14 protein-coding genes are annotated in these 11,811 nt (G+C 39.4%); 9 read left to right on the forward strand and 5 right to left on the reverse strand.

All coding sequences use genetic code 11. From position 1 onward, the window contains the following. Positions 1-230 precede the first annotated feature (230 nt). Together BLW54_RS18310 and BLW54_RS18315 are read left to right on the forward strand one after the other, a co-directional pair. Positions 231-1,580, forward strand: coding sequence for a glucose-6-phosphate isomerase (locus tag BLW54_RS18310; protein ID WP_074736166.1), 1,350 nt, complete (start codon positions 231-233; stop codon positions 1,578-1,580). Positions 1,581-1,663: 83 nt separating this feature from the next. Further along, positions 1,664-2,080 carry a YugN-like family protein gene (locus tag BLW54_RS18315; protein WP_035511510.1) on the forward strand — a complete coding sequence of 139 codons (417 nt, stop codon included), beginning with the start codon at positions 1,664-1,666 and terminating at the stop codon, positions 2,078-2,080. Here BLW54_RS18315 and BLW54_RS18320 read toward each other — a convergent pair. Beyond that, the gene (locus tag BLW54_RS18320) at positions 2,063-3,061 is read right to left on the reverse strand and encodes a potassium channel family protein (RefSeq protein WP_074736168.1); all 999 of its coding nucleotides are present in this window, start codon (positions 3,059-3,061) and stop codon (positions 2,063-2,065) included. The two genes, BLW54_RS18315 and BLW54_RS18320, sit on opposite strands and share 18 nt — an antisense overlap. Positions 3,062-3,160: 99 nt before the next feature. Continuing rightward, positions 3,161-3,712 (reverse strand): thioredoxin family protein, encoded by a 552-nt coding sequence (locus BLW54_RS18325; protein WP_074736170.1) that lies wholly within the window; start codon positions 3,710-3,712, stop codon positions 3,161-3,163. 118 nt (positions 3,713-3,830) lie between these two features. Between BLW54_RS18325 and BLW54_RS18330 the strand changes: the two genes are divergently transcribed. Together BLW54_RS18330 and BLW54_RS18335 are read left to right on the forward strand one after the other, a co-directional pair. Further along, entirely contained in the window at positions 3,831-4,889 is a 1,059-nt protein-coding gene (locus tag BLW54_RS18330) for a M20/M25/M40 family metallo-hydrolase (RefSeq protein WP_074736172.1), read from the forward strand. A gap of 100 nt (positions 4,890-4,989) precedes the next feature. Continuing rightward, positions 4,990-5,202, forward strand: coding sequence for a hypothetical protein (locus tag BLW54_RS18335; protein ID WP_035511501.1), 213 nt, complete (start codon positions 4,990-4,992; stop codon positions 5,200-5,202). 141 nt (positions 5,203-5,343) lie between these two features. Here BLW54_RS18335 and BLW54_RS18340 read toward each other — a convergent pair whose 3' ends face one another. Further along, on the reverse strand, positions 5,344-5,532 hold the full coding sequence (locus BLW54_RS18340; protein ID WP_074736174.1) for a hypothetical protein: 189 nt from the start codon (positions 5,530-5,532) through the stop codon (positions 5,344-5,346). 308 nt (positions 5,533-5,840) lie between these two features. Beyond that, positions 5,841-7,268 carry a Na+/H+ antiporter NhaC gene (gene nhaC / locus BLW54_RS18345; protein WP_074736176.1) on the reverse strand — a complete coding sequence of 476 codons (1,428 nt, stop codon included), beginning with the start codon at positions 7,266-7,268 and terminating at the stop codon, positions 5,841-5,843. A 224-nt stretch (positions 7,269-7,492) separates the two neighbouring features. Here nhaC and BLW54_RS18350 point away from each other — a divergent pair, with 224 nt between their 5' ends. The 3 genes from BLW54_RS18350 to BLW54_RS18360 all read left to right on the forward strand — a co-directional run bounded on the left by BLW54_RS18350 (position 7,493) and on the right by BLW54_RS18360 (position 9,559). Then, entirely contained in the window at positions 7,493-8,011 is a 519-nt protein-coding gene (locus BLW54_RS18350; protein WP_074736178.1) for an SRPBCC family protein, read from the forward strand. A gap of 202 nt (positions 8,012-8,213) precedes the next feature. Next, on the forward strand, positions 8,214-8,813 hold the full coding sequence (locus BLW54_RS18355) for a class I SAM-dependent methyltransferase (RefSeq protein ID WP_074736180.1): 600 nt from the start codon (positions 8,214-8,216) through the stop codon (positions 8,811-8,813). Positions 8,814-9,253: 440 nt separating this feature from the next. Further along, positions 9,254-9,559 (forward strand): hypothetical protein, encoded by a 306-nt coding sequence (locus BLW54_RS18360; RefSeq protein WP_341853320.1) that lies wholly within the window; start codon positions 9,254-9,256, stop codon positions 9,557-9,559. Positions 9,560-9,640: 81 nt separating this feature from the next. Here the strand turns inward: BLW54_RS18360 and BLW54_RS18365 are convergent, their stop codons facing one another. Then, positions 9,641-9,820 (reverse strand): hypothetical protein, encoded by a 180-nt coding sequence (locus tag BLW54_RS18365; protein WP_074736182.1) that lies wholly within the window; start codon positions 9,818-9,820, stop codon positions 9,641-9,643. A 290-nt stretch (positions 9,821-10,110) separates the two neighbouring features. Between BLW54_RS18365 and BLW54_RS18370 the strand changes: the two genes are divergently transcribed. Continuing rightward, on the forward strand, positions 10,111-11,535 hold the full coding sequence (locus tag BLW54_RS18370) for a DUF2254 domain-containing protein (RefSeq protein ID WP_074736184.1): 1,425 nt from the start codon (positions 10,111-10,113) through the stop codon (positions 11,533-11,535). Positions 11,536-11,620: 85 nt separating this feature from the next. Then, a partial coding sequence (locus tag BLW54_RS18375; protein WP_074736186.1) for a KGG domain-containing protein occupies positions 11,621-11,811 on the forward strand: 191 nt, incomplete at its 3' end.

Below are 11,811 nucleotides of genomic sequence, written 5' to 3' on the forward strand. Positions count from 1 at the left end.
ACTTTCCTTTTTATACTAGATAGACGCCCGGAGTAGAAATTGGCCACTTCCTTTGTTCTAAAGGATTCCTTTCCCGGACGGGATTTTTCCAATTTTATTCCATAAACAGGACCTTTAAATTTAATCTTAACATGTATCCGTTTACAATTTGGTGGTATCTTGATTTGATGGATAGGTTTCGATAAAGTGAAATTGGTCAAGGTGAAAAATGATGATATGGAGGGTAATATATGACACATGTTCGTTTTGATTACGAAAAAGCTCTGCCTTTCTTTGGTGAGCATGAACTTGAATATATGCAAGGTGCGGTATCCCTTGCACACAAGTCTTTGCATGAAAAAACAGGTGCAGGAAACGACTTTTTAGGGTGGTTGGACTTACCTGAAGATTATGATAAGGAAGAATTTGCCCGTATAAAACAATCGGCCGAAAAAATCAAATCTGATTCTGATGTTTTGCTTGTTATTGGGATTGGCGGGTCATACTTAGGTGCTCGGGCTGCACTTGAAATGTTAAACCATAGCTTTTATAACGAGTTGTCTTCTGATGACCGAAAGACTCCTCAAGTGTTCTTCATTGGTAACAGCATCAGTGCACCATATATGAATGAATTATTTGATGTTCTAAAAGGCAAAGATGTATCGGTCAATGTTATTTCAAAGAGTGGAACGACTACAGAGCCTGCGATCGCTTTCCGTATTTTTCGTAAATTCCTTGAGGATAAGTATGGGGTAGAGGAAGCTCGTAAACGTATTTATGCTACGACGGATAAAGAAAAAGGAGCCTTGAAGACTCTTGCAAACGAACAAGGTTATGAAAGCTTCGTTGTACCTGATGATGTAGGAGGCCGTTACTCTGTATTAACAGCAGTGGGTCTTCTTCCGATTGCAGCAAGTGGAATTGATATTGATGAAATGATGAAAGGTGCCGAGGCTGCTCGGAGTGAATTAAGTACAGACAACCTTTCTGATAACCCTGCCTATCAATATGCAGCCGTAAGAAATGTTCTTTATAATAAAGGAAAAACGATTGAGATGCTTGTTAATTATGAGCCTTCTCTTCAGTATTTCTCTGAATGGTGGAAACAACTGTTTGGTGAGAGTGAAGGTAAAGATCAGAAGGGGATTTTCCCTGCGTCGGCTAACTTCTCCACAGATCTACACTCTCTTGGTCAATATGTACAGGAAGGACGCCGTGATTTATTTGAAACGGTCCTCCATGTGGAAGCGCCGACTTCTGACATTACCATTGAAGAGGATGAGCAGAACTTAGATGGATTGAACTACCTGGCGGGTGGAACAGTGGATGAAGTTAATGAAAAAGCTTATCTTGGAACAATGCTTGCACACACAGATGGCGATGTTCCGAACCTGATCTTGCATTTGCCAAAGCGTGATGCCTATACATTCGGGTACCTTGTTTACTTTTTTGAAAAAGCTTGCGCGATTAGTGGTTACTTATTAGGTGTCAATCCTTTTGATCAGCCGGGTGTAGAAGCATACAAAGTAAATATGTTTGCATTGCTTGGGAAACCAGGATTTGAAGAAGAGAAGAAAGCACTTGAAAAACGATTGAAATAATACAAAAGCAGAGGATATCCAGTAAATGGATGGCCTCTGTTTTTTATGTTTGGGCATAGTAAGCCATAAAGGAGTTGATGAGTGTGCTTCCATTATCTTCCCCTATTACGGGGCAAGTCTACACCTTCAATGATGTGGAAAGTGAATTGAAGGCTATGGGTTTCAAGCTGTCTGATAACTGGGATTATGAACATGGTTACTTCGATTATAAGATTGATGATCATGTTGGATATCAGTTCATCCGTCTGCCCTTCGTTGTGACCTCCGGGTCGCTGGATGCTCCCGGTGATTATGCCATGATCGAGATGAAGGAGCCCTTTTTACTATCTCATAAGTACAACCCTGGTCTTGACGATCATGTCAAAGAAGGAAATGTAAGAGCCATGTTTGATCAGTTTCAGGAACCTGTAGATAAAGACGCTTCTTTTCCTGAAGAGAATATTAACACAGGAAGGGAACTTCTGGCCCAAGTCGAACAAGTTTTACTTTCGAAGGGGTGAGAAAACAACAAGGATGTCTCCTTCTTCCAATATGATATCTGGGTGAAGATCATACGAAAGATCTTCGCCCTTTTTTATGCCTATGATTTGGTAATGTTCTTTCAAGAAGTGCTCGTAAGCGTTCAATATCGATATCCCAACAAGATTTCCATTAATTTTCTCTTCGTGAAATTGTCTTTCGGTCAATAAATCCAGAAGAAGTTCAAATGGTTTGACGGGGTCATTACGATAAAGTTCCTGGTAGAAGAGACTGCTCATAAAATCATTCGATCGAATGACAGTGTTTGCCCCAGCTCTTTCAGCATTGATTTTTTGTTTCTCTGTCAACACCTCGGCAATAATAAATAATCCGGGGTGATGGCCCTTTAGGGAGACAATCTGATGAATAACGGCTTGATCGGATTGTTCTTCTTCCAAAGATGGATCAGCAGTAATGATGGCCATTCTTGCTTTACCTACGTTCGCCTTTTCTAAAATCTCTTCATTCGTTGCACTGCCATGGACAAAGTGTACACTTGCCATATTTTGCTGCAAACGATCCATACTTCGATCGATAAGAACTATACGTTCATGAAGATTTTGTTGTTCAAGCATGTTGATTAAATGCCTGGTTCGTTCATTCCAGCCAATAATAACAAGATGATCACTTCCCTTAAAATCTACTTTTCCTTCTGTTAAATCTTTTTCATGCTTTACCGTGGTAGCGGATATGGTAGCCATATAAAAAGTTACCAGTCCCCCTCCGGAGAGGATAAGGCCCATGGCCACTATTTTTCCCATTGTGCTCAATGGTACATAATCACCGTAGCCTACCGTGGCGCCTGTGACGATTGCCCACCATAATCCATCAAAAAAAGTAGGGAAATTTGCAGGCTCTATGATATGGATAAGGAATCCGAAGATTGTCATTGTGAGAAAGACAATGGTTATTAACCGTATAAATAATGGAAGTTGAAAGTATAGGCGAAGTAATGATTGCATACCATACGCCCCTTTTTTATCCTCAGTATGTCTGTTCCATATCTTATTCAAACATAAAAAGGACTTACTTCTGTTGAAAGTAAGACCTTTCCTTAAGCGTTACAGCCATTGCTTTTTTATATCATTGTATACATACGACCAGAAGTCTCTATTATCTCGGTATGCTTTTGTGACGAATGTCAGCATTTCCCTTTTCTTCTCTTGATAGTCCGGCGCCTTTTCTTCTGGGAGTCCAGCTATCGATTGATCGATAAATTTTTGCAGTTCAGGTGCTCGTGGGCCCCAGTGGCTGATTTCATGGCCGGTGGCATCGATGAAAATAATTTTAGGAATAGATCTTGAAACACCATTGGTTAGATATTGATCCATTAATTCCAAGTTTTCATCCCTCCGAAGAAAATGAACAGGAATATGACCACTCTCTGCCATCCTCAGAAAGATGGGTATGTTCAGCATCGCATCCCCACACCAATCTTCAGTCAGGATAAGTGCCCGAATTTTCTGTTGTTGGATTTTGTCAAATAAGGGTTGATCTTCTACGGGCACAGAGAAGTTTTCATAAATATAGATGAAATCTTTCTTATGTGTCTGCATTTGATCCACATAGGTTTGGGTTGTCATCCCTTTGGCGTACCATTCTCCTAAATTCACTTCATATCCCTCCTAAAAACTCATACAACATCATCTTCCCTCAATTAAAAAAGAATAAGCGTTTAATTCTAATCGATAATCGCTTTTTTTGTTATGATAAAAGAAAAGGGGGTACATCATGGAAAAAGAACGATTGAACTTTTTATTGGAACTGTTATCCACACCATCTCCTTCCAGTATGGAAATGGAAATACAAAAAAGATGGATCAAAGAGATGGATCCTGTAGCTGATGAAATTGTAACCGACCACGCAGGAAATGCTATTGCCATCCTTAATCCAGAGGCTGATTTTAAAATATTGCTTGCCGGACACTGTGATGAAATTGCACTTGTCATCAATCGTATAGACGAACAAGGGTACCTTCACATCGATAAAATGGGAGGCATAAACCCAAAAGCCGCGGTAGGCATGAAAGTTAGAGTGCTCGGCTATGCGAAAGAAGTGACGGGAGTAATCGGAGTGAATGCTCAACACCATGGAGGGCTGAAAGGCGATTTCGGTCTAGATGATCTATTTATTGATTGTGGGGCTCACTCAAAAGAGGAAATGGAGAAGTTTGTTCAAATAGGGGACCTCGCTGTTTACAAGAGAGAGTCAGAAATTTTGATGGATCGTTACATAGCCGGTCGCGGATTGGATAATCGAACAGGGCAGTTTATCGTGGGAGAAGTGCTAAGGAGGCTCTCAGAAGAAAAGATAAACGTCGGTTTGTATGCAGCCAGTACCGTCAATGAGGAGACAAACATGGGCGGGGCTTATTTTGCAGCTGCTGGTATTGAACCAACAATGGCCATAGCATGTGATGTGACGTTTGCCACCGATTACCCAGGAGTCAATAAAAATAAATATGGGGATGTCCGATTAGAAGGGGGTCCTGTATTAGCCAAAGGGGCGCCGATTAACAGAAAGATCAACAAGCTGCTCGAAAATAGAGCCAGATCTTTGGATATGGATGTACAATATGAACTGACTCCGCGTGTTACTGGAACAGATGCAGATAAGATGCGACTTACGGGAAGAGGAGTGCCGGTAAGCCTTGTGTCCCTGCCTCTCCGTTATATGCATTCTCCAGTGGAAACGGTAAGTATTGATGATATTGAGAAAGAAATCTCTTTATTGGTAGAAATGATTAAGAATATGACAGGGAAAGAGAGTTTAAATCCCTTAGAAGATTAGGGTGTGTGAAGTGTCAGGATCATTCCTGGCACTTTTGTTTATTTGTGGCATAATTGGAAAGAATAGCAGATATAATCTTCTATATTAGGGAGTGATCTGCATGGATCGGGAAGTACTGCACCAACAAATTTTAAGATTAAAAGGAAAAATTTGTGCTGGCCAGCTGGAATTGCAAGGATATGATGAATATCTTCTTATGCAGCTTGATAAAGTGAAAGATAGTGAAGACGGTCTTGTGGATGTATCAACGGTTTCTTCGACCCTCCGCTTGTTTATTGATGCAACGGAAAAGCTTCAGCATCCGTCTGCTTAAATGTATTCTTGCATTGTTTACCTCTAACCATTTATAACTGAAACTTTTTCAGACATAAGAGAAGAGGCCCTGCAAGGCCTCTTCTTATTCATTATTTCTATTGTTCAGATAGCGCAAATGCAATTGGATGGGAAAAAGCTATTATTTCCCATCAAAATCAGGGAGTGTATTTTGCAGGTTTTGCATCGGTTGGCTATTTCTTGCTCTCTGAGCCATTTGTTGGGCCCCGCCATTACGATTCATTCGTGATACCCCATACATAGCTGCAGCACCAATAGCCCCAGCAGTACCTAAAGCTAACCATGAAGTTCCATTTTGTCGACCGTTCATTAGTCATCATCCCTTATAGAAATTTTTAGTCCTTTTTCAAAGAACACATTTAGTTTGCCTGTTAAGAGGTTATCTAAACAGGTCAGATTGTGTTAATTCAAATGGATATTTCCAATTCTAACCCAATGAATGGAATGAGACAGTTTCTTTAGATGAAAAACTCAATTCAAAACGGTTACAAAACAGTTTGGTTTAGACCACCTGATTGTTTCGATGACACGCTTCCAACTGACAGTTGACCTTTCGTATCCATGCTTCATGGTGATTCGCTAATTATCATAAAACGATTGATATTCTGTTTAACACTGTCACATTGATTTCTGTTCAGATCGGCTTAATACTTGCTTCTGTTCGGTATCTGATAACTTTACAATTGTAAAACCGAACAGCGCATAAATAATTGAAATGATTGGAACGGTAAAATTAAGTATAGCATAAGGCGCGTATTCAAACGCATGGACACCTAATGTTCCAAAAATAAACACGCCGCATGTGTTCCAGGGTATAAAAACGGATGTCAGTGTTCCTCCGTCTTCCAAAGCACGGGATAAATTTTTTGAATGAAGTTTTTTCTCTGCATATACTCTGGAGTACATTCTTGCCGGCACAACGATCGAAATATATTGTTCCGAACATGTAGCATTTGTCGCAAATCCAGACAATATTGTTGTAGGGATAAGCCCTTTTGAAGACCTCGCTAATTTTAAAATTTGGTCAACAATCGCTTTTAACATCCCTGTATTTTCTAGAATACCGCCAAACGTCATCGCGACAATTGTCATAGATACGGTATACATCATCGATTCAAGCCCTCCGCGATTAAAAAGGCCATCAACCATTTTATTTCCTGTATCGATAGAATAACCTGTTTGCAGCGTATTAACTGCGTCGCCAATGTTTCCTCCCTGCATCAATATTTGACATAAAAATCCTAGTATAATACCGAAGAATAAGGCGGGCAAAGCGGGAACTTTACGCATAACAAGAAAGATCACGGCGACCGGAACAAGGAGCAACCAAGGTGAAATAAAAAAGGAATCTTGCATAACACTCATGGTTTGGTCGATTGTTCCTTTATCCATTTCTTTGGAACCGAAATCTCTTCCAAAGAACCAATAAATAACAAGTGTAATCATAAAAGCGGGAACTGTTGTATACAACATATGCCCGATATGTTCAAACAAATTCGTTTCTGTTAGACCTGATGCAAGGTTTGTTGTATCGGAAAGCGGTGACATTTTATCACCAAAGTAAGCCCCTGAAATAATGGCTCCTGCTACCATTGGCGCGGAAATGCCCATACTCATTCCAATTCCCATGGCGGCGACACCAATAGTACCCATTGTTGACCAGGAGCTTCCAATCGCAAGGGATACAATGGCACAAATAATTGCAATCGCAACAAGAAATAGTGAAGGTGTAATAATCTTTAATCCATAATAGATCATGGTCGCAACGATACCACCGCCAATCCATGCCCCGATAGTAAGGCCGACCATCATGATAATGGCCACGGCGGGAAGGGCAAGACGAATCCCTTTATACATGCTTTCCTCAAGCTCTTTCCACCTATAACCGCGTGTCCAGGCTATAAAAGCGGATACAGAAGTGCCTAAAATTAAAGGAATATGAGGACTTCCATCAAACAACACAATTGTAACAAGCATAGCTGCTATCATAACAACCAGCGGGATAACGGCTAGTACAAAATGCATTTCTTTATGACGTGTTTCCATCAGGTGGTTTCCCCTTTCACTTTGGGATTAATGCAAAATTATCATTTTATTCCATTCCACTAACTAGTTTTTGTATAATTTTGAAAATAAGCGCCCCTCCATTATATAATTTTATAAAAATAAAATGCAATTTCTGTGCCAATTAGGCATGTTGCAGCATTGGGGTGAGCAACGAAAATAGTGCAAAAAAAAGTTGGCACTTTTTATCTTTAGGAGGAAATTAAATGTCAGAGAACAAATTAACGTACAAAACGGAAGGCCGGACACTCGTGATGGAGAGAATGTTTGATGCACCGAGAGAACTGGTATTTAAAGCATTTTCCGAGTCTGATCACCTGGAACAATGGTGGGGGCCAGAAGGATGGGAAACCGAAAGTCGCAAATTTGAGTTTGTTCCCGGTGGTGTGTGGCATTATTGCATGCGTTGTAAAGATGAAAATCAAGGAGACTTCTATGGTATGGAATCCTGGGGTAAAACAATTTATAGTGAAATCAATCCGCCTGAGAAAATTGTTTACACCGATGTGTTCTCGGATGAGGAAGGTAATTCGGCTGATGGTATGCCAGCGACGCAGGTAACAATGAATTTTGTTGAGCAGGGAGAAGTAACGAAACTCATTGTGCATTCTCAATTTGAGTCAGTTGAAGCACTTCAAAAGGTTGTGGAAATGGGTGTAGTGAAAGGAACCGATTCACAATACAGATGTCTTGATGATCATTTGAAACAGATTCAGCATGTGTAATGAAGAGACTCCGAATAATGAAAGTTAATGAATAACTTTTATTCAATCAAAGGGGCGCAATTCTTGAGCAAAGGATTGCGCTTTTCTAAATGTATAGGGCCGTTTAATTGAATAAGAATGAATGAAACCTTTCAAAATACATAGCTATAAATGTACTAGAGCCGTGAACTTTTCTCGATATGACAGGAGAAAGGGGTAAGATATGGATAGTGAATCCTTAATTAAAAAGTTTGATAAACAGGCAAATAAATACAATAAAAGACGAAAAAATGACAGTGCATATAAATTCCGTGAACGAATTTTTCAAGAGGCAGAAGGCAAGGTTCTAGAGGTTGCCATTGGTTCTGGTCTTAATTTTCCCTTCTACAATAAAGAGGTTGAATTGACAGGGGTGGATTTCAGTCGTGAAATGTTGAAAACAGCACGGGATGCCGCAAAAGAATATCCTTTTGAAGCTACATTTATACAAGAAGATGTTGAGTTTGTTGAATTTAATGAAAACACCTTCGATACAATCGTATCTTCTGGAACCTTATGCGCGTATCAAAAACTTGGCAATGTCCTAAATAACTTTCAAAAATGGTGTAAGCCAGAAGGAAGAATACTTTTGATGGAGCACGGGATCAGCACCAACAAACCATTGGCTTGGTTGCAAAAAACCTTGGATCCTTTAGCATTAAATTTTGTAGGGTGTCATCAGAATAGAAATATTACTGAAATTGTAAAAAAGTCTCGTTTAAAAATTATTAGGGAAGAGCGCCAATTGGCAGGTTATTTATATTTGATATGGGCTAAACCATAAGGACTTTCTTTCTAACCCAAGTTTTAGTGAGTTAATTAACAGGCGCTTTTCTGGGATAAGAAATGCACCCACTGATGCAATATTCCTTTGTGACTTTTTATAATTCATTGCCATAGCAATAGCCAAATAGGTCCTCCAATAGCAAATATTAGCGAGGAGGTCAATTCCACACTGTAAAAATGTTTCTGTGTAAAATGTTAATACAAATTTAATACACGTTAACAATAAGTGGATCCAGTAAATAACCTTAAGCTAACTAGTACAAGCCTTATTCCTGAAAAGAGAGGAGCCTTTCTGCAGTAAGAACATATGTATTATCTTGAAATCAAGTCTTCATGAAAAGGGCGCAATTCTCGAGCAAAGGATTGCGCTTTTCTTTATGTATAGGGCCATTTTGTTGAGGAGAAATTTAGAAAGAAAAAATGAAGGTGGGATGAAATATGATTGATGCTGGTTGGCTTAACGTCGGCAGTTTGATACTTGGATTAGTAGCTTGGATAATTTCTATTATTAATCATGCGGGAGATAAAAAACAGAAGAATATGAAATGGATTGCTCTTTCTATTATCAGTTTCAGCGCTTGCGCTATCGCAATATGTTTACAAATTTTTTATAACCTTCACTTGGTAAAAATTGGAGACTGGGTTGCTCTGGGGGATAATGCGTGGTGTAGCTGTTGCTTCAACAGTACTTGTCATTGTTACCATTTTATTAAATGCACTTACGTTGTTTTTAAATCGGGATAGGGGCGTATTGTAAAACAATCGGGCGCTTTAATGGAATATGTAGAGGACCAGAGTTAAAAGAGTTAAACTCCGGTCCTTTCTTTAGACTTCTTCTGGTGTAAGTTCATGATCATTCAATCCGCATTCCGGGCATTGACACCACAGAATTGTGCCCGTCCTTTTATTGAGGTCCTTTTCATCAACCTTAATAATTTGCGACTCGTTATGAAAACATTTTCTGCATCGTTTTTGAATCCATTCTCCTACCTGGTACTGACTCATTTTATCCCTCCAGAAAATGGGTGGCTTCCAATAAAACGGTAACACAAGGAAGCAAAAGATAAACATAACATTTTAATTACAGTAGAGTTCGTCCCCAAAAACAATCCGTTCAACTAGCCCTGTTCTAACACGGGGTTACAATACTAATTTCAAGGTTGCCAGCTGATTATTTAGCTGGTTATTTTTTTGATACTTAAAAGACCGTTCGATCAGCCAACATTTCCCTGTACAGATTAGAACACGAGAAAGGGGGGGATAGAGGGAATATCATGCCCTGAAAGGATGTCGAGATGAAGAATTGGAATAAACTCCAAACCAAAATGAAGAAGTACAAAAACATGTCAAAAAGAGAGAAATGGCACCAGATTTACTCAAACCTTTGGGTTACGCCTATTATGTATGCAGGGTTATCCCTATTGCTGTTTGCCTTAACGGTGTGGGCAGATCTGAAGATGGAGTTTGGCAGCATGTTGCCTTCGATTCTAAGTGCAAATTATCAATTGACCAAAACCATATTAAGTACACTAACAGGAGGACTTTTATCATTAAATTCCTTTACCTTTTATGGGGTGTTAACAGCTCTAACGACCTTCGCCGGCCAATATTCCCCAAGAATCCTAAAGAATTTTATGATGACGAAAGTGACCCAGCGAACACTTGGGATTTTTAACGGGAGCTTCCTGTATGTGTTGTTTTGCCTACTGTTTCTTAACGGGGAAACAGCTTCCCAATATTCCTTGATTCCCGTAACAGCTACATTTCTGACGGCTTTATGTATAGGAACGTTTGCTTTTTTTATTAATCACATTGTCACCTGGCTTCAAGTATCCAATATGACGGGTGAAATGAAAAGGGAATCCATCGGAATTATTGAGAATTCCTTGCTTAGTGAGCTTGAGCCTTACAGGGTAGAGGATGAAAAGACAGTAAAGGGCCAAATCCCGGAATACCAGGGACATCGAATAGGGATTGATTCTTCTGGTTATTTACAAACCATTGATTTTATTCCATTGATTGAGGAGGCATGTAGGGATGATCTCATTATTCGGTTAGAGTACAAAGTTGGGAATTTCGTCTTTGGAACAACCCCATTATTAACCTATTGGAAAAGGAGAGAGGAAACAACCATTGATGAATTTAAATATAAAAATATGTTTCATATCGGAAAGAACCAAACAGAAATTCAGGATATTGAATTCAGTATCAATAAATTTGTTGAAATTGCTATCCGTGCCTTGGGGAATAATGACCCCAAAACAGCAACAGGCACCATTTATGATATTGGAGATTTACTTATAAACATTTCTCAGAAGGCGAAATTCACCCCCTATTTGACCGATAAAGAGTATAACCTTCGCCTAATTTTACAAAATCTTAATTTTGACGATTATTTATATATTGGATTCGCTTCTATACGTCATTATGCAAGAGATAATGTGGTCATTACCGTTGAGTTACTGAAAGTTCTCAATGCGATTGCGCGGGCAGTAGGTAAACGAGATGAGCGATTTGTCTGGGAATTTGCGGTATATACGGCCTACGGATTTGAAAAGTATATGCATCATTTGGATGAAAGAAAGTTTTATGATGAGCTGTTAAATATCGCACAAGCAACGGGAAATGAGGATGATTATAGGAATCTGATAGAGGAGGACCCCAAACAATATGAAGGTTCCTCTGTAAAATTTAACGACAGAATGTTACAAAACCATTAAATAAACCCATTTGTGGATAATGTGTGTTTTAACCCCGTAGCTAAGGAGGAAGGGTATATATATAACACCAAAGGAGGAATTGAAAATGGCTAAACAGAACAATAACAATCGCAACATGACTGTAGAGGAAGCAGGTCAAAAGGGCGGAAACAAGACCTCCAAGGAACACGACAAGGAATTTTATCAAGATATCGGACAAAAAGGCGGAGAGACTACCTCTCAAGAGCATGATAAAGAATTCTATCAAGATATCGGACAAAAAGGCGGAGAGACTAC

It is taken from the genome of Halobacillus karajensis, from assembly GCF_900108515.1.
GTDB classification, from domain to species: Bacteria; Bacillota; Bacilli; order Bacillales; family Halobacillaceae; genus Halobacillus; species Halobacillus karajensis.